The sequence below is a fragment of the Streptomyces caelestis genome (assembly GCF_014205255.1).
Classification (GTDB): Bacteria; Actinomycetota; Actinomycetes; order Streptomycetales; family Streptomycetaceae; genus Streptomyces; species Streptomyces caelestis.
Window position 1 is genome coordinate 6,552,378 of sequence record NZ_JACHNE010000001.1, and the last position, 20,514, is coordinate 6,572,891.

The 20,514-nt window shown below is 70.6% G+C and carries 20 protein-coding genes and 1 pseudogene; 11 read left to right on the forward strand and 10 right to left on the reverse strand.

Going from position 1 to position 20,514, the window contains the following annotated elements; genetic code table 11:
* The first annotated feature begins 722 nt into the window (after nucleotides 1-722).
* The gene (locus tag HDA41_RS29985) at nucleotides 723-917 is read left to right on the forward strand and encodes a ribbon-helix-helix protein, CopG family (protein ID WP_184989430.1); all 195 of its coding nucleotides are present in this window, start codon (nucleotides 723-725) and stop codon (nucleotides 915-917) included.
* Nucleotides 914-1,306: a type II toxin-antitoxin system death-on-curing family toxin gene (locus HDA41_RS29990; RefSeq protein ID WP_184989433.1), complete on the forward strand. Its 393-nt coding sequence runs from the start codon at nucleotides 914-916 to the stop codon at nucleotides 1,304-1,306. Before HDA41_RS29985 ends, HDA41_RS29990 begins: the two co-directional genes overlap by 4 nt.
* A gap of 425 nt (nucleotides 1,307-1,731) precedes the next feature.
* Here the strand turns inward: HDA41_RS29990 and HDA41_RS29995 are convergent, their stop codons facing one another.
* Entirely contained in the window at nucleotides 1,732-2,988 is a 1,257-nt protein-coding gene (locus tag HDA41_RS29995; RefSeq protein ID WP_184989437.1) for an MFS transporter, read from the reverse strand.
* 210 nt (nucleotides 2,989-3,198) lie between these two features.
* On the opposite strand from HDA41_RS29995, the gene HDA41_RS41660 reads away from it, so the two are divergent.
* Nucleotides 3,199-3,333 (forward strand): hypothetical protein, encoded by a 135-nt coding sequence (locus HDA41_RS41660; RefSeq protein ID WP_260423369.1) that lies wholly within the window; start codon nucleotides 3,199-3,201, stop codon nucleotides 3,331-3,333.
* A gap of 93 nt (nucleotides 3,334-3,426) precedes the next feature.
* Nucleotides 3,427-4,944: an aKG-HExxH-type peptide beta-hydroxylase gene (locus tag HDA41_RS30000; protein WP_184989440.1), complete on the forward strand. Its 1,518-nt coding sequence runs from the start codon at nucleotides 3,427-3,429 to the stop codon at nucleotides 4,942-4,944.
* Nucleotides 4,945-5,004: 60 nt separating this feature from the next.
* Here the strand turns inward: HDA41_RS30000 and HDA41_RS30005 are convergent, their stop codons facing one another.
* On the reverse strand, nucleotides 5,005-5,703 hold the full coding sequence (locus HDA41_RS30005) for a response regulator (protein WP_184989444.1): 699 nt from the start codon (nucleotides 5,701-5,703) through the stop codon (nucleotides 5,005-5,007).
* A 308-nt stretch (nucleotides 5,704-6,011) separates the two neighbouring features.
* On the opposite strand from HDA41_RS30005, the gene HDA41_RS30010 reads away from it, so the two are divergent.
* From HDA41_RS30010 to HDA41_RS30020, 3 genes are all read left to right on the forward strand, one after another.
* Entirely contained in the window at nucleotides 6,012-7,016 is a 1,005-nt protein-coding gene (locus HDA41_RS30010) for a GlxA family transcriptional regulator (RefSeq protein WP_184989447.1), read from the forward strand.
* Nucleotides 7,013-7,777, forward strand: a complete 765-nt coding sequence (locus HDA41_RS30015) for a DJ-1/PfpI family protein (protein WP_184989450.1) — start codon at nucleotides 7,013-7,015, stop codon at nucleotides 7,775-7,777. The genes HDA41_RS30010 and HDA41_RS30015 overlap by 4 nt, the downstream gene beginning before the upstream one ends.
* 778 nt (nucleotides 7,778-8,555) lie before the next feature.
* Nucleotides 8,556-9,848, forward strand: coding sequence for a phosphatase PAP2 family protein (locus HDA41_RS30020; protein ID WP_184989453.1), 1,293 nt, complete (start codon nucleotides 8,556-8,558; stop codon nucleotides 9,846-9,848).
* Here HDA41_RS30020 and HDA41_RS30025 read toward each other — a convergent pair.
* The 6 genes from HDA41_RS30025 to HDA41_RS30050 form a co-directional block, all read right to left on the reverse strand.
* On the reverse strand, nucleotides 9,838-10,212 hold the full coding sequence (locus tag HDA41_RS30025) for a hypothetical protein (protein ID WP_184989456.1): 375 nt from the start codon (nucleotides 10,210-10,212) through the stop codon (nucleotides 9,838-9,840). The genes HDA41_RS30020 and HDA41_RS30025 overlap by 11 nt on opposite strands.
* Complete coding sequence (gene ctaD, locus HDA41_RS30030; protein ID WP_184989459.1) at nucleotides 10,209-11,918, reverse strand: aa3-type cytochrome oxidase subunit I; 1,710 nt, start codon at nucleotides 11,916-11,918, stop codon at nucleotides 10,209-10,211. The genes HDA41_RS30025 and ctaD overlap by 4 nt, the downstream gene beginning before the upstream one ends.
* A 40-nt stretch (nucleotides 11,919-11,958) precedes the next feature.
* Complete coding sequence (locus HDA41_RS30035; protein WP_230299652.1) at nucleotides 11,959-13,239, reverse strand: acyltransferase family protein; 1,281 nt, start codon at nucleotides 13,237-13,239, stop codon at nucleotides 11,959-11,961.
* Between the two features lie 23 nt (nucleotides 13,240-13,262).
* Nucleotides 13,263-13,907 carry a hypothetical protein gene (locus HDA41_RS30040; RefSeq protein WP_184989462.1) on the reverse strand — a complete coding sequence of 215 codons (645 nt, stop codon included), beginning with the start codon at nucleotides 13,905-13,907 and terminating at the stop codon, nucleotides 13,263-13,265.
* Nucleotides 13,904-14,566 (reverse strand): RNA polymerase sigma factor, encoded by a 663-nt coding sequence (locus tag HDA41_RS30045; RefSeq protein ID WP_184989465.1) that lies wholly within the window; start codon nucleotides 14,564-14,566, stop codon nucleotides 13,904-13,906. The genes HDA41_RS30040 and HDA41_RS30045 overlap by 4 nt, the downstream gene beginning before the upstream one ends.
* Nucleotides 14,567-14,666: 100 nt before the next feature.
* Nucleotides 14,667-14,882, reverse strand: coding sequence for a hypothetical protein (locus HDA41_RS30050; protein WP_184989468.1), 216 nt, complete (start codon nucleotides 14,880-14,882; stop codon nucleotides 14,667-14,669).
* Between the two features lie 148 nt (nucleotides 14,883-15,030).
* Here HDA41_RS30050 and HDA41_RS30055 point away from each other — a divergent pair, with 148 nt between their 5' ends.
* Complete coding sequence (locus HDA41_RS30055; RefSeq protein WP_184989470.1) at nucleotides 15,031-16,074, forward strand: MBL fold metallo-hydrolase; 1,044 nt, start codon at nucleotides 15,031-15,033, stop codon at nucleotides 16,072-16,074.
* Entirely contained in the window at nucleotides 16,071-16,664 is a 594-nt protein-coding gene (locus HDA41_RS30060; protein WP_184989473.1) for a GNAT family N-acetyltransferase, read from the forward strand. The genes HDA41_RS30055 and HDA41_RS30060 overlap by 4 nt, the downstream gene beginning before the upstream one ends.
* Here HDA41_RS30060 and HDA41_RS30065 read toward each other — a convergent pair.
* On the reverse strand, nucleotides 16,634-18,385 hold the full coding sequence (locus tag HDA41_RS30065) for an SMI1/KNR4 family protein (protein ID WP_184989476.1): 1,752 nt from the start codon (nucleotides 18,383-18,385) through the stop codon (nucleotides 16,634-16,636). The two genes, HDA41_RS30060 and HDA41_RS30065, sit on opposite strands and share 31 nt — an antisense overlap.
* A gap of 253 nt (nucleotides 18,386-18,638) precedes the next feature.
* Here HDA41_RS30065 and HDA41_RS30070 point away from each other — a divergent pair, with 253 nt between their 5' ends.
* Nucleotides 18,639-19,700, forward strand: a complete 1,062-nt coding sequence (locus HDA41_RS30070; RefSeq protein ID WP_184989480.1) for a peptidoglycan recognition protein family protein — start codon at nucleotides 18,639-18,641, stop codon at nucleotides 19,698-19,700.
* A 110-nt stretch (nucleotides 19,701-19,810) separates the two neighbouring features.
* Here HDA41_RS30070 and HDA41_RS42795 read toward each other — a convergent pair.
* Nucleotides 19,811-19,942: pseudogene (locus tag HDA41_RS42795) on the reverse strand (alpha/beta hydrolase); the annotation flags it as partial.
* Here HDA41_RS42795 and HDA41_RS30080 point away from each other — a divergent pair.
* Nucleotides 19,914-20,468, forward strand: a complete 555-nt coding sequence (locus HDA41_RS30080; protein ID WP_376706825.1) for an ATP-binding cassette domain-containing protein — start codon at nucleotides 19,914-19,916, stop codon at nucleotides 20,466-20,468. The pseudogene HDA41_RS42795 and the gene HDA41_RS30080 sit on opposite strands and share 29 nt — an antisense overlap.
* Nucleotides 20,469-20,514 lie beyond the last annotated feature (46 nt).

Sequence of the window (20,514 nt, forward strand, 5' to 3'; positions counted from 1 at the left end):
GCCGAGGAGCCACACCGGCAGGCGGGGTGACGCCGTTGAGCCGGTCCTGGGCGGGCCCCGGTACGGCGTACACGCGGTCGGCGTAGGGTGCTCGGCCGGGAAATCGTCGCCGAGGAAGTGCAGCAGCTCGGCCACCTGTTGGGGGAAGTCCTCGGCGTCGCTCGCGTCACGGCGCAGGGCGGATCTCGGAGTCCGGCATCTGCCCGCGTGCCCTGACCTGCGCGGTCTGGAACAGTCGTTCTTGAGGTCCAAGTGGCGCTGGGCGAGAGCGTTGCGGGGTGCGTCGGCTTCCTGAGCCAGGGCGACGATGGTCAGCGCGCCGTTGGAGCGCTGTGCGGTTCCCTACAGAATGCGGTCCATGGCCGCGCGGATGCGGTCGCGTTCGTCGGGTGCGGGGCTGCCCAGCCGTGGGCCCCGCCGAGCGCGACAGATGGGGTACTGCCTCCCCAGCAGTCCGGAGTAGGTCCTCACCGCTCAACGGCTGTGACGTTCATGTGACGCTCCGGGCGTCCGACAGCCTCCTGGCGGGATCGCCAAACCCAGCCTGACCTGCATGTTCTCTCACCTAGGCGCAACGTGACATGTTTTCGATGACGTATCACGTGGAGTGCGTGGCGATCCTTGAGCTGCATCGAAGGGCATCTGACCAGCTGCTTTGCATTGCCAGATGGTCGATTCGAATTGCTCTCGCCGCCTAGATACCAGTCCGGTATCATCGCTGTATGGCGATGACACTCCGACTCCCCGACGACCTTGACGCGAAGCTCACCGAGCGTGCTCGTCGGGAGGGCCGCAGCAAGCAGGAACTTGCCATTGAGGCCATCCGTGACGCCCAGAACCGGGCCGAGCTGAAGGTCGATGACGTCCTGTCCGAGCTCATGGACAGCGATGCGGAGATCCTGGACTACCTGAAGTGACCGAAGTGCGCTACATCCAGATCGACGAGATCCTGGCCATCGCCCGCACGGTCAACGGTACCGACCACAGCGTGCGTGACATGGGACTTTTGGTGTCAGCGATCGAACGGCCCCGGACCAACGTGTTCGGGGCCGAGCTGTATCCCACGCTGCACGAGAAGGCGGCGGCATTGTTGCACTCCGTTGCCCGTAACCACGCGCTGATTGACGGCAACAAGCGCACGGCCTGGCTTGCCATGCGCGTCTTCCTGCGGTTCAACGGCGTCAGCGCCAGTACCCTTCCGCCGCCCGTCTCCATCGCCGGCCCGTTCGTCGAGCACGTCGCGCAGGACAACATCGATGTACCGGTCATTGCCAAGCGCCTGTCAGTCTGGTTCCCCGTTTCCTGACGTTCGACGCCGTGAGGTCGGGGGCGGAACGAGGTTCCGTGAGCGGTGCTGACTCCTGGCAGTCCGCCGGGCGTGCCGGTCCCGTCCTGTGGGGTCGTCCGCACACCGTGAATCGCTGCGACGGGATGAGGGAAGGAGTCCAGCACCTCGGTACTCACTCAGGCTGACATCTTTCCTGTGACGCATCACATGGAGTGTGTCGCGATCCTCGAACCGACCGCGAAGGGATTCTGACCTGCGGTTTTGCGCGTGCGAGCCGCGACTCGCCGCGGCGGACCCGCCGAGTAGTACTGGCCGCCTCCAGCCGAGATCCTGGCCAGGGTGATCATCCTTTCACTCTGGAGATACCGGATCTCGGTGGCTGCCCCACGCCGCCAGGCCGTGGTCACTCGCCCGGCACGCTGCCCAGGGGGATCAGCGTGGCGTCAGGCCCACGGGCCCCCGCCCTTCCCGCCGCATCTCATGCGCCACGCGGCCAGGCACCCTGCCACGCACACCGTCGCGAGACCGGCGAGCGCTATGGACACGCCGGCGTCGGTGAACTCGGCGACGGCTCCGAACACGACCGGCGCCGCTCCTTGGACGGACATCAGTCCGGCGGTGAGCAGTCCGAACGCCTGGCCGCGCCGGGCCTCCGGGACCGCGTCGAGGAAGGGGCGCTGGAGTCCGAGTGCGTAGGCGAAGCCGGTTCCGGTGACCAGCAGGAGTGCCGCGCAGACCACCCACGGCGGGTCCAGCGCGAAGCCGGCCAGCGGCAGGCCGAGGATCACCATCAGCGTGGCGACCAGGCGTTCCCGGACGGCGGGACGGACGAAGCGACCGACGGCCAGGTCGCCGGCGAGCATGCCGACCGGTAGGCAGGCGAGGAGCGGTCCGGCCGAACCGGCGGGCATGCCGTGACCGCCCGCGAACGGGACGATCAGGCTCTCGGCGCCGGCGACGAACGCCGGCGGCAGCCACTGGGCGAGCAGGAGGGTGCGGACCCTCCGGTCGGCGAGCAGCTCTGTGTCGACGGACCAACTGTGGCGCAGTACCGAGCCGGAGCCCTGCCGCGGTCCGTGTCGCACCGCCTGCTCGGGCACAGGCAGATCGGGCAGCGGGAGGCGGACGGCGGCTGCGGCGACCAGGTAGGCGCCCGCGCTGAGCAGCAGCGCGGTCCTCGGCCCGAGGAACCCGACCGCGGCACCGCCGCCGGCCAGGCCGAGCAATTGGGCTGCGGACGCGGACATGTTGGACAACGAGCGTCCCAGGACGTAAGCGTCACCGGTGAGCGTCTCGGCGACGAGCCGGTTGGTCACGCCGCTGAAGACGGGGGTCAGGAAGGCCAAGGCGGCGATGAGGACCAGGACCGCCGACACCGGCAGGTGGGTCGCACCCATGACAGCGGCCGCCGCGCACTGGAGGACATGACCTGCGGTGACGAGCCGGCGCGGGCGGGCACGGTCGGCGAGCGAGCCGAGGAAGAGCGAACCGGCGAGCTGCGGCAGGAAGCCGATGCCGAACGTCAGGGCGCCCAGCAGAGGCGAGTCGGTCGTCGTGAAGACAAGCACCGAAAGGGTCATGATCCGCAGCGAGTCTGCCGTGACCGTCAGGGTCCGGGTCACGAACAGCAGCCGAAAGCGCCGGTCGGCCAGCACTTCCCGGTACGTGGCGCGCTGTTCCGGGGCGGGGACGGAGGGCATGGGCAGCAGCGTGTCGGGTGCCCCGCGACCTGATCCGCCGTTCCGCCCGGGGCGTAAGCCCCTCAGTGTGTCTGCCCGGGCGCGGGACAAAATTCAGGACAAGAGTCCCATCAGTGCGGGACGCGGGGTGCCGGAGAATGACGCGTCCGGCAGGGTGCCATCCGCCTTGCCCGGGCCCGCTCCGTCCACACACGACCGAAGGGACCGGACATGCTGGTAGACCACATCGAGACCCCCGACCTGGCTCCGCAGACGTACCTCGACGACGAAGCCGCTGAGGTCGCCGTCGACGCACCGGAGGAGCGTGCCTGGCTCCCGTCGTACCAGGCGGTCCGGACCGCCTGACGCGCCGCGTCAGGTCGGCGCCGGGCCCGAGAGGGCCCGGTGCCGATGTCTTGCGTCCACGTCCGCCGCCCGACCCCGAAGGACGGTCCGTCCTTGCCCGCTTCCTCTTCGGCCGCTGAACCGGTCACCGACCAGGTGGCGCAGGCAGACGCCATGCTCTGCGCCGATCGGCAGTTCGGCGACTCCGCCGCCATCGACGAGCGCAACCTCGCCCGGTTCCGGCTGGGCCTGACCATGCTGGCGCGGCATGACGGCGAAGCAGCTGAGGTGCTGCGGACGACGGCCACTGCGGCCGTCGAGCGCCTCCGTCCGCTGCTGTACGACCCGGTGCTGCGCAACTGCTTCGAGGTTGACCTCGCGCGACTGGAGAGCGGCCGGCTCGGACGCAGTTCGTTCGGCGCCTCCATGGGCGGCTGCACGGCGGTCCTGGCGGCGGACGCCTCGTCCCCCACGGGTCCCTGCGAAGCACTCGTCCGTCCGCACCGGCGTGCCTGGCCGGGTCTCGGGGACGCTTGGGTGCTGACCGAACCAGCGCCGCACGGCGGCTCGCAGGAGATGCTGGCCGGGCGTCTCATGGAGCTGTACCGTGGCGCGCTCGGCGACAGCCGGGCGGCAGGCCCGATCGATCCGACGGACGACATCCGCGCCGTCCTGCAGGAGGGCGCGGAACTCCTCGCGACGCTGCTGCCCGCCACAGGAGCCGGCGTTCTCGGACACGTCACGATGGTGGGCTTCACCCACCGGGAGAGTGAGGAGGGCCCCCTGCAGTCCATGTCCGGCGGGGACCCACTTCCCTCGACGGTGCTGCTGGCGCCCGAACGCTGCACGTCCCCGTGGCTCGCGGCCGAGAGCCTGCTGCACGAGGGTGCCCACCTCAAGCTCTTCGACGCGCTCCGTACGGGCTCCGTGGTCAGGAACGCCACCGAACGCGTCCCGATCCCGTGGCGGATCGGTTCCTGGACGGTCATCCGGGTGTTCGTCGCCCTGCACTTCTACGTGCACCTGCTGGTCTTCCGGGCCGCGGCGGCGACAGCGGGTGAAGCGGTCCGGGAGAGGTTCGGCCCGCCCCCGTCGGTCGAGGACCTCGACGAGCCCAGCCCGGGCACTCCCGCCGCCCGGAGCGGGCAGTACCGGACCAGTGCGGAACGGGCCCGATACCTCGCCGAGTGCGTTCTGTCGCTGCCGGAGCAGGCACTCACCGAGAACGGGCACCGGTTCGCCCGCTGGCTCCTCACGGCGCTCCGTCTCGTGGACGACGACGCGCCGCGGCCTCATGACCGGGCCGCGGCGGCGACCCTGCGGGCGGAACCGTGGCAGCCGCCGGAGGTTCCCCCAGGAGCCGCCCTCCAGCGGATCACACCGGTGGACGCATGCGCCCTGCCCGGCCTGGGGCAACTCGTCGTCAGTCCCGCGCGATCCGCCCGGATGCACTGGCTGAACGCGCGCTCCTGGGCGGTCTACTCCCTGTGCGACGGGCGTGACTTCGGCTCGGTACGAACGGCCTACGCCCGAGTGGCTGGGCTCCCGGCCGGCTCCAAGGAGGTCGGCCGGCAGGTGAGCGACAGCGTGCGCCGGCTTGTGGCCGCGGGCCTCGTCACCCACGACGTGTGACACGCCGCTCCGGGCACCGGCCCCGTCGGCCGCCGGCGTTGAGCTGTTCCGCTGCTGCGCCTACATACCTGCGGAGCCCGTGCCGGGGTCGGCCGTTTCCAGGCCGGCCAGCCGTGCGGACACCATGGCCTCCAGCCGACTGGAAACATGAATTTTCGGCAGGATGGCCGAGACGTAATTGCGCACGGTCTTCTCCGATATGAACAGCTCCTGCGCTATTCGGCGATTGCCATACCCGAGCGAGACCAATCGCAGAACCTCCCGTTCCCGGTTCGTCAGCGCCGGGAACGGGAGCTTTCCGTCGGCTTCCGCCAGGCGTACCAAGAGGGCCGAGAGTTCGCCGCCGGCCCGTGGGCCCAGCGTGACGTACCCTCGCTGCACGGCCCTCACGGTGCGCAGCAGGTCCACCGTCTCCGTGTTCTTGAGCAGGTAGCCCGTGGCACCCGCCATCAGTGTGGTCAGCAGCAGGCTGTCGTCGTCGTGCTCCGGGGACACGGAGGCGACCAGCCGCGGCGCCGGGGACTTCCGGCGCAGCTGCTGAAGCAGCCCGATTCCCGCCCGGCCGGGGAGGTCGAGGTCGACGATGACCACGTCGGGCTTCTCCTCCTGGACCGCCCGCACACCGGCGTGCGGGTCGTGGGTTCCCGCGGCGACGGTGATGCCGTCATTTTCAAGCGCAGAACATAAGCCGCCCAGAACCAGGGGGATGCTCTCTATTACCACCACACGCGTACCGACATCTCGGACCGCATTGGCCATTCTGGCCCATCCTTACACCCGGGCCGGCGTGAAGCGCGACGAAGCGCACTTCCCACACCGTCATCATCAACGTCCGGATGAAAGCGTAAAACTCCCCTTGACCGGCTGGCCGGTACGCCTCATGGGCGGATCGGGCGGGCGCCAGAGGACGGAATCGCACGTGTGGTAGCGGCTTCTCGTGGTTCCCCGGGAGATGTTTGCCGTGGACAGTGGGCCGGCTGCCGCCCCTCGAGCCACGGATCGTGGGGAAGCCGATCGGCTGCTGTGCTCGTGAAGGTGACGGTGCGGGATGTGCTGGTATCAGGGGCATGGACACCAAGCGGCGCGTTCTCATCGTCGCCTACGACGACGCGCAGATCCTCGACATCGCCTGTCCCAGCGGCGCGTTGGACATCGCCAACCGGTACGGTGCGCAGCCGCCCTACTCCATCGAGCTGGCCACTCTGGGCCGTCGGGCCGCCCGTAGCTCGGCGGGGATTCTGGTGGGGGCGGGGCACGGGCTGGAGGCGGTGACGGGGCGTCTGGACACGCTGATCGTCGTGGGCGGCATCGGCTGCGAGGAAGCGGCCGCGGACGAGCGATTAGTCGGACAAGTGAGCCGGCTGGCCCGACTCAGCCGACGCGTGGCCTCCGTCTGTACCGGCGCCTATGTGCTGGCCGCCGCCGGTCTGCTGGACCACAGGCGGGTGACGACCCACTGGGGGTGGGGAGAACGGCTGGCCGAGCGCCACCCCGCCGTGGCCGTGGACGCGAGTCCCCTCTACATCCGCGACGGCAACGTCTACACCTCGGCCGGGGTCACCAGCGCGCTGGACCTGACGCTGGCGCTGATCGAGGACGACCACGGGCCGACGCTGGCCCGCGCCGTCGCCCGGGAACTCGTCACCCATCTGCACCGGCCGGCCGACCAGGCACAGATCTCCATGTTCCTGGCCGCCCCGCCACCGGAGGACCGGTTGGTGCGGGACCTGATGGGCTATGTCGCCGGCCATCTGGCCGAAGACCTCACGCCCGCGGCCCTGGCGGCCCGGGCGGGGGTCAGCCCTCGCCATCTTGCCCGCCTCTTCACCGCGCACCTCGGCATGACTCCGGTCCGGGCCGTGCGCGCGGCGCGTACGGAGGCGGCGGCGTACCTGGTGCGGTCCAGCGCGTTGTCCATGGCGGCGATCGCCCGCCGCTGTGGGTTCGGGTCGGCGGAGACGCTGCGGCAGGCGTTCCTGGACCACTACGGGGTCACGGGGGACAGGATTCGCAGGATGCCGGACATGCCACGCGCGCGCATCGCGCCGGGGCAGAAGACTCCCGGGCCATGAGGCATTCGACGACACGCAGAAACGTACTTCGCGGGACCGTGGCCACCGCCGCGCTCGCGGCCACGGCCGCGGCTGAGACCGGGGCGGCGCACGCCGTCCCGCGGGGCGGCGCTGGACCGGACATCGGCATCCTGCTCTACGACGGCTACAGCCTGCTGGACCCCACCGGTCCGGCCGAGGTCCTCTCACGGCTGCCGGACGCGACCGTGACGATGATCGCCGAGAAGCGAGGGGCGGTCCGCACGGACACCGGAGACGTGGCCGTGGTCGCTCAGCGGTCCATCGCCGAGGTGGATCGTCTCGACGTCCTGCTGGTGCCGGGCGCCGGCAACCGGGGCACGGTCGGGGCGATGAACAACGAGGCGCTCCTGCGGTGGATCCGGAAGATCCACCGGCACACCGAATGGACGACTTCCGTGTGCACCGGCAGCATCGTCCTCGCCGCTGCCGGGCTGCTGGACGGACGGCAGGCGACGACCTACTGGGCCTCCGCCGAGTACCTCCAGTCCACCTTCGACGTGACCTACCTGCCGCAGCGCTACGTACGCTCGGGAAAGATCATCACCGCGGCCGGGGTGTCGGCCGGAGTGGACATGGCCCTGTACCTCGCGTCCCTGATCGCGGACGACGACACGGCCAAGGCGATCCAGCTCGCCGTCGAATACGACCCCCAGCCGCCCTTCGACTCCGGCAACGCCGCAGACGCCGACCCGCAACTGAAGGAAAGAGCGTTGCAGTTGCTCGCCGCCTCGCAGGTGTAGTCGCGGGGGAGAAACAAAGGGGCTGCGGCCGTGGGCGTGGGCGTGGACCAGTGATGAGCGAAGGCGTCGGACATGTCTCGCAGTTCCCGCACGGGACGATCGAGCTGGGGCGTCTGCGGGATAGCGGGAGACGGCGTCCTTGAGGTCGGCGACGATCGACGCCGGCGAAGGCGTCTGGTCCGCACTCGGACCGGAGAGGGCGCATGGAGGAGTGTGCGGCGCCCTTGCCGAAGAGCGCGCGGGCGAGGTTGCGTTCGGAGGCAGGGAGGACGCTGGGGTGCCTCCTGCAACCCGGGCTTCGTCCCCGGCACCGGCCTCGTCCGCAATGCCGGCCCCGTCTCCCGCTTCGCGATGCGGCGCGTGCTGCCGGTGATGACCCTCACCCCGTTCGTCGCGGTCGCCACGCCGCGGGCCGCTGCCTCGCCGACATCACCCTCGGCACGAGGGGGGCGCCGACCGGCTCCTCCGTCGACCGCGACCGTGTGGACCGCTCGTCCGAGGAGTCCTACGACCCACGGCGTGGAGGCGAAGTCCGGGATGCCGCCGAGCGGTTCAGTCGCGTCGGATCGTCAGGTGACCGGTCAACCTCTGCTTCGCGTCGTGCGTCTTGGTAACTGCCGGTCCCGGGCGCACCATTCCGATAACATGTTCGATCACGTGACGATCGTATTCATTACATCTAACAAATCGACTCAAACAATTGATACCTATAAAAACGCGGATTTTCTCGCGGATAAGACGCGGGGCCACGTTCGCCGCATGGCCTCAGCCGCGCACGGTGCTGTGGGCCACGGCGGGTCTGGTGGCCCTCGGGTTTCTCATCGCGCTGGAGATCGCCGCGCGCCGCTACGGGGTGCCCGGGCCGATCATCAGTCAGGTGCAGGAGGTGATCGTCGCTCCCAAGTCCGGCTTCCTGCTGTACGCCTGCATGGCCCTGACGATGGTGGTGCTCACCCGGCGGCAACGGTTCATCGCGGTCGGTGCCGCGATCGGTATCGACGCCGTCTTTCTGGTGGTGCGGTGGGCGATCGGCGCCGATCTGAACGACGGCCATCCCTTCGGCAACGGCGCGTTGTGGGTGATTCTGGGCTGTGCGGTCATCGCCGTCACGCGCCGCACCGGCCAGGAACGCGTCCTGCTGCTGAAAGGCGTCGGACTGGGCCTGCTGCTGCTGGCCGGCCGCAAGACCGGTGACACCTGGCTGCTCATCACCTCGAAGACCCGCCCCATGGTGCTCGACCCGTACCTGGCGGCCGCCGACCACGCGCTGGGCAACCCGTCGTGGCTGGTGGGCCGGATCGTCACGGCCACCGGGCCGGTCGGCGCCCATGCCCTCGACTACGTCTACGCCCAACTGGCGGTGGCCGCGGTCGTCGTCGCGCTGTACCAGCTGCGCAACGTGGCGGCGGAGCGCCGCTTCCCGCGCCATCACCTGGTGCGCACCTTCCTGGTCATCGGCCTCCTCGGGCCGGGCATCTACATGATCTTCCCGGTCGTCGGACCGATCTTCGCCTACGGCGCCGACGGCGGGCACTGGGCGGTGGCCAACCTGTGGCCGGACCTGCCGCCGCCGATCAGCGCCGCCCCGCACGAGATACCGTTCGACGAGATCACCCCCCGCAACTGCATGCCCAGCCTGCACACGGCGTGGGCCACCGCGATCTTCATCCACTCCCGCAGGGGCCCACGGGTTCTGCGATACGCGGGCACGTTCTGGCTGATCGCCACCCTCACCGCGACGCTGGGATTCGGCTACCACTACGGCGTGGATCTCGTGGCCGGTGTGGTGTTCACGGTCACGATCGAGGCGGCCCTGCGCTCGCTCGAACGCGGCTGGGACCGAGCGGGAACCCAGCTGGTCACCTACGGAGTGGCGGTCTTCGCCGCGCTCCTGGTCTCCTATCGCTGTCTGCCGATGGAGATGGCCGAGCGCCCGTGGCTGTTCGGCCCGCTGCTCATTCTGGCGATGGCCTCGGTGATCTACGGCTACGTACGGACCACCACCCAGTGGGAGACGCAGGCCGTGCCGGCCCGGCAGTCGGAACCGGAACACGAACTGGTCAGCGGCTGAGCAGGACCGTCAGGGTGCTCACCCCGCCCGCGCAGGCGAGGACGGCGCAGGCGCAGGCGGCGTGGCGGCGGAGCAGGGTGTGCCGGAGGGCCGCGTAGCGGCTCTCGTACTCCTGCCGCAGCTCCTCGGCCCGCCGGACCGTGCTGCGCAGCAGCTGACGGGTGACGTCGAGGCGCCGGCGGACGTAGTGGCAGGTGAGTTCGTCGGCCTGGGCGGTGGTCAGCCACGGCATGCGTGCGCAGAGCTCTTCGGCCTCGCGCCGGGCATCTTCCCGATGGGCGTGCGCGAGGAGGTAGCCCTCGGCCTCGTCGGCCAGCGCGTGCCGCGGGGCGTCGTACGGCGCCTCGTGGCCGGCGCGTCTCACGGCCGTTCGCCCTTGTGCCCGGGCTCGACGACGTCGCGTTTGCCGGTGTTCTCCGCCTCGTCCAGCTGGGCCACGTCCGGATGGTGCAGGTCGAAGGCGGGGGATTCGGAGCGGATGCGCGGCAGGGTGACGAAGTTGTGCCGCGGGGGCGGACACGAGGTCGCCCACTCCAGCGAACGCCCGTACCCCCAGGGGTCGTCGACCTCGACCCGCTTGCCCTCCTGGGCGGTCTTCCACACGTTGTACAGGAACGGCAGCGTGGACAGGCCCAGCAGGAACGCGCCGATCGACGAGACGGTGTTGAGCGCGGTGAAGCCGTCCGCGGCGAGGTAGTCGGCGTAGCGGCGGGGCATGCCCTCGGCGCCCAGCCAGTGCTGCACCAGGAACGTGGTGTGGAAGCCGACGAACAGCGTCCAGAAGTGGATCTTCTCGAGGCGTTCGTCCAGCATCGTGCCGGTCATCTTCGGCCACCAGAAGCTGAAGCCGCCGAACATCGCGAACACGATCGTGCCGAAGAGCACGTAGTGGAAGTGCGCGATCACGAAGTAGGAGTCGGTCACGTGCCAGTCCAGGGGCGGCGAGCCGAGGATGACGCCGGTCAGACCGCCGAAGAGGAACGTGACCAGGAAGCCGGCCGCCCACAGCATCGGCGGCTCGAAGGACAGCGAGCCCTTCCACATGGTGCCGATCCAGTTGAAGAACTTCACCCCTGTCGGCACGGCGATCAGATACGTCATGAAGGAGAAGAACGGCAGCAGCACAGCCCCGGTGGCGAACATGTGGTGCGCCCACACCGTCACGGACAGCCCGGCGATGGCGAGCGTGGCGCCGATCAGCCCCGTGTAACCGAAGATCGGCTTGCGCGCGAAGACGGGGATGATCTCGGTGATCACGCCGAAGAACGGCAGGGCCAGGATGTACACCTCGGGGTGGCCGAAGAACCAGAACAAGTGCTGCCAGAGGACCGCCCCGCCGTTCTCCGCGTTGAACACCTGCGCCCCGAAGCGGCGGTCGGCCTCCAGCACCAGCAGCGCGGCGGCCAGCACCGGGAACGCCAGCAGCACCAGCACCGAGGTGAGCAGTACGTTCCAGGTGAAGATCGGCATCCGGAACATGGTCATGCCGGGGGCGCGCATGCAGATGATCGTGGTGATGAAGTTGACGGAGCCGAGGATGGTGCCGAACCCGGACAGCGCCAGGCCCATGACCCACAGGTCACCGCCGACCTGGGGAGTGCGCTCCCCACCGCTGAGCGGGGTGTAGGCGGTCCAGCCGAAGTCGGCGGCGCCCTGCGGGGTGAGCAGGCTGCCGAGCACGATCAGGCCGCCGAAGAGGAACAGCCAGTACGAGAGCATGTTCAGCCGCGGGAAAGCCACGTCCGGGGAGCCGATCTGCAACGGCATGACCGCGTTGGCGAACCCGGCGAACGTGGGCGTCGCGAACAGCAGCAGCATGATCGTGCCGTGCATGGTGAACGCCTGGTTGTACTGCTCGTTGGACAGCCACTGGATCCCCGGCCGGGCCAGCTCCGCCCGGATGGCCATCGCCAGCGCCCCGGCGATCAGGAAGAAGCCGAACGACGTGATCAGGTACAGGTGCCCGATCTTCTTGTGGTCCGTCGTCGTCAGCCAGGAGACGATCACCTGGCCCGGGCCGCGGCGCTCCGCCGCCGGTACCGGAGCGACCGGTTCGGTATGTGTCGCCATGAGCTCCTCGATCGGCAGTGCGTGTCCAACTCGGCGGAAACTAGTCCCGCTGATCGGGTACGGCCATCTGACGTCGGGCTTCTCTGGGCCGAACGGTCGAGTGATCCATGCGAATGAGTGATGTTTCTTTCCTGCGCGGACGGTGTGCCCGCTTTCGGCCCCAGGCCTGGCTGGGCGCTTCGACGTAACGGTGGGTCAGCAGACACAAGGGCAGCAGCACGGCGAAGAAGGCCGCTTCGAGGACGAGATGGTCCTGCCGCCGTCGGCCGATCGTGTGGTCGAACACGGCCAGCAGGAGCGGATGGAGCAGGTAGACCGAGTAGCTGAGCGTTCCCAGCGCGGTCAGCGTGCGCGGTGTCCGCCGGCGGCGGCACGCCAGTCCCGCTCCGAAGGTGAGCACGGCCAGCAGGAACGCCGTCATCCAGCCGCGTCGCGTGAAGTGGGTGCCGTCGCCGTACCCGTAGGCACTGGCCACCGCGCAGGCCGCCACGACGGCACCTGCACGGGCCGCGCGTCGCCAGGTGCTCTGACCGTGCTCGGCCCGGTGGACGGCGGTGCCGAGGAACATCACGGCGAGGATCACCAGGCCCTCCCAGAGGGGCACCGTGCCGTTGAAAGGAACCAGCACGAGTGCCAGGACACCGCCCAGCACGCCTCCGACCACCCGGAGTACGGGTGACCTGGCACACGCACAGCAGATGGCGACCGCCATGGCGACCGAGGTGACCGCGACCAGCGGGCCGGTGCCGACCTTGTCCGAGAGGGCGGAGACCGGCAGCACGACCCCTGCCGCCACGCTCACGGCGGCGGCCACGGCCAGGGTGACGGCGACCGCTGCCGACCGCTGGTGCAGGCGGACCGTGAAGAGAGCGACGACCAGCAGGTAGAAGGCCATCTCGTACGAGAGCGTCCACAGGACGAGCAGGAGATTGGGTGTCCCCAACAGCTCCTGGAGCATGGTGACATGGGCGGCAGCCACTGTGACGGCGCTCTGCCGGCCGAAGTCGGGCAGCTCCGCAACGCCCAGGACACCGGCGACGAGGGCGGCCGCGACGACAGCGGCCCACAGGGGGTACACACGGAAGAGACGCCCGATCCAGAACGTCCGGACGCACCCCCGGCGTTCCAGCGAGGCGGGCACGATATAGCCGCTCACCAGGAAGAACACCATGATGCCGTATCGGCTGGTGTTGAACTCCGGCATCAGCTCCCGCCGGAGCTCCGGCATGAAGGTGTACGACGAATGGTCGAACACCACGACGAGCGCCGCGATGCCACGCAACGCGTCCAGCCAGCCCAACCGCGACCGCCCGGCGGGCACGGCCGGACCGGGTAATCGTGACGTCACCGACGCCGACCGCTTCGGACGTCAGACAGGGAGACCTTCATGGGGACGCAGGGTTCGGCCTCGCTCCGGGTCGCGTAGAACTCGACCGCGCGGGGCCGGGAGTCGCCCCGGGTGTTCTCGAATGCCAGCACGTTGCCCCGGCGCAGGGTGACGTCCCAGCCGGCCTTCACGGGGATCAGGGGACGGCCGTCGATGATCAGGGGGCGGCCATGTATGTCGGTCACCGGGGAGACCTTGCTGCGCTCACAGACGTAGCCGGAGGGGAGCAGGTCAATGGTCACCTCGATGCCCCACGGACGCACCTTCTCGGCGAGAGCTTGCTGGGCGGGGACACCGATGCTCTGCTCCATCACGGTGAGCCTGACGCTGCCGTCTCCCACCGGCTCCACCGCGTACGCCTTCGAGTCGGCCGGCGCACCGGGCACGACCACTGCGGCGAGCCAGGCCACCGCACAGGCCGCCGCGACGACCGCGGCCCGTCGAGGAGCGAGAGAGGCGAGCGGAGCGAGGAAACGGCCGAGGGAAGCCTTCGCCCCGCGCTCGCCCGACCCGGCGTCAGCCGTCCGCGTCTCGGCGCTCTCGCGCAGCCGGATCTCCCTCTTGAGCTCGTCGAGAAGACGGTCCTCGAATGTCGACCTCATGCTCGGGCACCTCCCCTTGCGACGTGCAACAGCGACGGGTCCGGGATTCCCGCCCCCGTGGGACTCGTGGGCCTTGCCGGTGGTGGCGCGCGATCGGCCTCCGGTGCCTTGACGTCCGCCTCATGCCGCAGCGCCTTGCGCGCCCGGTGCAGCCGGACCCGGGCCGTGACCTGGCGGATGCCCAGTGCGGCCGCCGCCTCCGTGACCGTGAGCTGGTCGACCGCGATCAGCTCCAGCACGGCCTGCTCACCCTCGGGAAGGCTCGCCAGCGCGGCCAGGGCACGTCGCCCCGGGCTCTCCGCGTCGAGTCTGTCCTCGATGCGGGCGATGTCGTCGGCCTCCAGCAACCGCCGCCCGGAGAAACGCAGATCGCGTTCCGCTTCGCGGGCGACCCGGCGGCGCTCCGACGACACGACGTTGCGGGCGATGCCGTACAGCCATGCCGTCTCGCTGCCGAGGCGGGGCCGGTAGGAGTGGGCCGAGTCGAGGACGGCGAGGAAGATCTCCGCCGTCAGGTCGGCAGCGGTGTGCGGATCGTCCACGCGCCGGGCCACGAAACGCATGACCGCGTCCACATGGCGCCGGTAGAACTCCTCGAAGACCCGCGGGTCACGTACCGCTGCGGCGGGACCACCCCGTAACCGTTCCGCGCCATCCACAAACGACTCCTTCTCGTCGGAGGCTCCCCGGTCCTCCTCGGAGGTGCACCGGAGTCCCGTAAGGCACTTCACTTGTTCTTGGGCGCAGGCGCGAGAAGCGTTACAGGGGAGGCGGAATCCGTGTGAGCCAGGCGTCCAGGGGGTTCAGGCACCCCGGCAGGGCCTCGTGCAGGTCCCACCAATGGACGGCTTCGATCTCCTCGTTCGGCCGGAAGGCACGTCGACGGTCCAGGGGCTCGGCGCAACGCCCGGAGAACAACGCGCCGTATTCGACCCGCTGGTCGACGGCGAGCGGCCGGGCTGTGTGGTCAGGCATCCCCGCATGATGCCCGGCACGGTCGATTTTCCCGCGTGGCATCGGCGGCGGTTCGGGCCGGTGACCTGATCGGATATGCGTTTGCATATCGCTGGGTGTGAATTCCGGTCTTGGACAGGGCAGTTGGCGTCTTGATCTCCTGAGCGTCATGACCCAGGAGACACATGACATGAAGGAGCCGGTCGAGCGCACCGGCCGCCGCCTCGGCCGCCGAACGGTGCTCCGCCGCGCCGCCGTGCTCGGCGCGGCCGCCCCGCTGATCCCTGCTACGGCCGGCACCGCGGCGGGTGAGAGCGGGGAGGCGAGAGAGCGCGGCCGGAGCCGTGGCCCAGCCGCCGGTTCCGTATCGTTGCGCTGGCTCGGCACCGCCGGATGGCGTATCGACGTCGGCGACCGGAGCGTTCTCTTCGACCCGTACCTCACCCGCTTCGAAACCGGCCTGTACCAGGGCGCCTTCGACCCCCGGACACCGCTGCGGACCCGGCCCGACATCGTGGACGCCCACGTCGGCCGTCCCGAGCTCGTCCTGGTCAGCCACTCCCACTGGGACCACCTCGCCGACGTGCCCCACATCGCCAAGTCCACCGGCGCGCGCGTCGTCGGCACCGAGACGACGTACCACCTGCTGGTCGCCCTGGGTGTCGACGCGGGCCAGATCTCCGTGGTGAAGGGCGGCGAGGTGCTGGACTTCGGCGGGATCGTCGTCGAGGTCGTGCCGAGCCTGCACAGCCGCAACAAGAAGTGCGCCTACTTCGCCCCGGGCACGCTGAACGCCCCGCCGGCGACGGTCCCCAGCACCATCTCGGACCTGCCGGAGGGCGACACCCTGGCGTTCCAGGTGCGGGCCGGGGACGGCGGGCCCTCGGCGTTCCTCATGGGCGCGAGCGACTTCGACGAGCGGGCGGTACGGGGACTTCGCCCCGACCTGGCGATGGTCGCCGTGCCCTCCAGCACCGTCACCCACCGGTACGTGCCTCGGCTGCTGGGCGCGCTGGACACCCCCGGTGTCGTGGTCCCCGTCCACTGGGACAACTTCGAAGTGCCGCTGAGCGGTTCGCCGGTGCGGGACCCGGCCATGGACCTGGACGCTTTCGTCGCCCAGGTCCGCGAGGTCTCCCCCGCGGCGCGAGTCGTCGTCCCGGACTACCGGACCGTGTACGACGGCACCATGCGGCCGGGAGGTTCGCGATGACTGCATCACCCCGCCACGACGACCTGCCGGAGATCACGCGGTTGACCGTCGCGGCCACCGCATCGGCCCCCGCTCTCCTCCTGCGTCCCTGGAGGCCGGGCGACGCCACGGCCCTGGTCGGCCTCTACCGGGACGAGGCCTTGCGCCGTTGGGTGAGTGCGGTCGTGCACGACCGTGCCGGCGCGGCACGGTGGGTCCAGGACCAGCGACGCGGATGGGAAGCGGGGCACCGTTTCGCGTTCGCCATTTCGGAGGTCCGAGCGGACGGCGACGAGGGCGAGTTGGTGGGCCACGCGGTGCTCAAGAACATCACGCCCGGAGCCCCTTCGGCGGAGGTCGGTTACTGGACCGCGGCGCATGCGCGCGGCCGGGGCGTGGCTCCCCGGTCCCTGGAGGCGCTGACGGACTGGGCCTTCACGACCTTCGCCGGCGGCGGCCTGAGCCGTCTGGAACTGCTGCACCAGGCGGACAACACGGCCTCGTGCCGCGTCGCCCTGAAGTGCGGCTACGACCTGTCCTCGCTCCTGCCGGCGGCGCCACCCGCCTTCCCTGCCGAGGGTCACGTGCACGCCCGGGCACGTGACCTCTGAGCACTGTCCAGGTCGGCGGCGAGCTCGTCGTGCCAGTGCGGGGAGACCCGCTGCTGGAGGATCGTCGCGGCGGCGACCGGGAGGGGGAGCTGAAGGAACTCGCGCAGTGCGTGGGCCGCGTTGTCGCGCGCTACCCACGCGGTGAGGTCCTCGTGGGACACGGGGCCGGTGTCGCCGTCCCGTAACAGCTCCCTGGTCGCATGAACCTCCGCGGCCAGGGAGCGCATGCGCAGGCCCAGGGGGGACTCCTGGTCGCAGTCGACGGGCAGGCCGCGGTGGATCCGGTCGAGGGTCTCGGCCACCTCCGGGCAGGTGTCGAGGCGCGTTTCCGCTGCCAGTCGCGCCAGTTGGGCCCCGATGGCGGCGCGCAGGCGCTGCGGCGGGGTGCGCTCCACGAGCCCGGCCAGGTCCAAGTGCCGTACCTGCGCCGGGAATCCGCACTCCGACGCGGGGAGGTCGTCAAGGAGCGGCAGCAGCAGGGCACTGGTGAGCTCCGCCGTACCCTCCTCCTCCGGGTCGTAGGCGATGCCGAAGTCCTGTTTCAGTACGGAAAGGAAGCGGGTGTACGCGGCGGTCGAGCCGGGCCAGAGGTCCACGCCGAGGCGCCGCGCCTCCGGTCCGCCGGCGGTGTTGCTCTCGCGCGGTGACATGACGCGCCGGGTGTCCTCCTGCGGACACGGCACGCCGTCCTCGGCGGAGGTGAGAACGACCTCGGGGCCCTGTCTGGTCAGGACCACCACGCGCGTGCCGGCGGACAGGGCGCGCAGCACCTCCGGCCGGGCGAACTGCGCGGCGCCGCCCTCCAGCGTGGCGTACGCCCACCCCTCGGCCTCGCCCGCGCGGGCGAGGGGCCGGTGCGCGGCCCACCCGGACTCCGCGGCCCGCCGGGCCCGCAAGCGGTCGCGCGGCCGTGCGGTGGCGGGGATCGCGCCGAGCCGGCGCAGCATCTCGGCCGGGGTCAGACCGGCGGCGAACGCGACGTCCGGCTGGTCCGGGAGCGGTGCGGGTCGCGGGCGGCGGGTGCGGACGAAGAAGAGCCGCTGCGTCCCCTCCTGCCGGGGTGGCGGCGGGGCGCTCCCCGCGACGTTCGTGAAGACCGGGCGCTGGAGGGCCGGCGGGTCCGACTCCGGCTCGGCGAGTGCCGCGGCTTGCGTCAGCGGGGAGACCGCGTCGGCGGGCACGGTCCGCTCCTCCTCCCACAGCAGCTTTCCGGCCACGGCCAGGGGGATGCGGCCGAGGAACGGGAGGCCGCCCTCCAGGGCGTCCGCGAGGTCGGCCAGGACATGACGCAGCGAGGGCCAGTGCGCGAAGGAGGGCATGTCCTCGTCGAAGCGGCGGCCGACCTGTCCGTGGTGGGACCCGGGACGGCAGGCGATGAACAGGCCGTCGGAGGGCCGCCGGCCGATGCCCAGGGTGAGGGGCAGCTCGGCCTCACCCTCCCCGAGGCTTCGGAGGAAGGCCGTGTTCCGCAGGATGTCCGCGACACCGCACAGCGGCCCGTAGTCCGACAACTGAACTGCGCAGTCGCCGGGTTCCACTCCGTCGTGGCACCGCAGCGAGGCCACCAGGTCGGGGTGGAACGACACGCCGAGCGTGCGCTCGGCGTCCTCGATGCCGGCCTGCGGCGCGGGTGGGCGCAGGGTGGCGTGGGTGAGGGGAGCGTGCCGGGCCAGCCAGGCGTCGATGCGGGCCCAGGACTCCTCGACGGCGGGGATGCTCATGGCAGCGGACCCTACGTCGGGCCACTGACAGCGCTTTGCCCTTCCTGCCGCGGCAGGGTCGTAATCGCGCCGAATTCGTGTGCGGGCGTACGGCGAGGTGAGCGATGAGGTGAGCGGCGGAAGAATGGTGGTGAGGGCCTGGCGAGGTTCCAGGGCAGGTTCGGTGAAACGATCCGCCAGGCACACTCCGCAACCGCAACCGCGACCGCTGTCTTCGGACCGGCGCGAGCGCGCCGAAACGGAGGATCAACGCATGGCCACTCCGCTCACCGCCGCCCGGCTCGTCGCCGCACTGAAGGCCGAGGGCTGCGCCGTTCACGAGGTCGGCGGATGGCGCACCAACAACCGAAACCACAAGGGCCCGTGGGGCCCCGTGCACGGTGTGATGATCCATCACACCGTCACCGGGCCCGGCACGGACGTCGTCGAGCTGATCTACCACGGCCACAGCGCCCTGCCCGGTCCGCTCGCCACCGGATGCATCACCAAGGACGGCGTCGTCCACCTGACCGGCAACGGCCGGGCCAACCACGCCGGCGGCGGGGACGGTGACGTGCTCAACGCCGTCATCGGTGAGTCGTACGGCACGTACCCGCCCGCGACGCACGAGCACGACGGCTCGGCCGGCGCGGTCGACGGCAACGCCCGTTTCTACGGCTGGGAGTGCGAGAACAAGGGCGACGGCAAGGACCCGTGGCCGACTGTCCAGTACATCGCCATCGTCAAGGCCACCGCCGCGATCTGCCGCGCGCACCGCTGGGGCCCCAAGAGCGCGATCGGTCACCTGGAGTGGAGCGACTGGAAGGTCGATCCGCGCGGATTCGACATGGCCGACTTCCGCCGTGACGTCGCCGACGCCCTGGCCCTCCCGGTGGGCCTGTGGGAAGGAGAGGACCCCATGCCCCAGTACGTCAACCTCGGTGTCCCCGAGGGGTATCGGCTCGCGCCCGGTGCCTGGGACTCGGTCGAGTTCACCACGGAGTGGGCCGACGAGACCGGTGACCACGCCACCGGCGGGAGCGTCTTCGCCCGTGGCCCGGCCCGTTTCAGCGGGAGCGTCAGCCTCCACATCGACGGTCTGCCGGTGGGTGCGGTCGTCCAGGCGCGCATGTCGGAGTACCAGGGCGACCAGCACCGCGCGGACCACCCGATCCACGAGATCGTCGGGACCGGGGGCGGCACCTTCGCGGTCGTGCCCCTGACGAAGCGGCTCCCGTCGGGCCGGAGCATGCGGGTGCGGCTGCTGAACCAGGCCGCCGCCCCGGTCACCGTCGCGAGCGCGGTGCTGACCGTGCTGGTGTGGAAGGAGAGCTGAGATCCGGGCTCTACCGGACTGTTGGCAGCCCGGGGCCCGTGCGGGCGCACGTTCGCCTGCGGTACTTCTCCGCGCAGCGGGTAGGCCGCCACGGTGTCGTCCACGCACGGGTTGCCGCGGCTCGCGAACACGCCGTGGGAGTACCCGTCGTCGAGGGTGACCAGGCGTGAGCCGGGCAGCAGGTGCTGGAGACGGCGGGCGCCCTCGATCGGCGTGACGGGGCCGTGCGCGGAGGAGACCAGGAGGACCGGCGGCGCGTCCGGGGCGCCGAGCGGGGTGCGGTGGCCGGGCCGGCGCTGCCCGCACCGGCTCTCCGGCGGGCAGCAGCAACGCGTCGTCCTCGCCCAGGCCCTGCTGCTCGGCGCCCGCGTCATCGTCGCCGACGAACCCACCACCAGCGGCAAGACCACGCTCGCCCGCTGCCTCGCCGGCCTCCACCGCGACCACGACGGCGAGATCCCGCTCGACGGCACGCGACTCCCACGCAGCCTGCGCCACCGCAGCCGCGACCAACGCGCCGCCGTGCAGTACGACTTCCAGGACGCCCGCGCCGCCTTCGACGAGCACGGACACGTCCTGCACCAGGTGGCCCGTACGGCGGTACGGCTGCGGAGTACCGGCGAACGGGCGGTGTTGGACGAGGCGTCCGCCACCCTGGACCGCCCCGGCCTGCCGGAGGAACCGGCCCACCGCCGCCCCGGAGAACTCTCCGGCGGAGAACTCCAGCGCGCCCCGATCGCCCGGCTCGACACGTACACCCGGGCGTGAACCGAAGCGAGCCCACCCCGGCACGAGTTGAACCGGGGCACGGCCC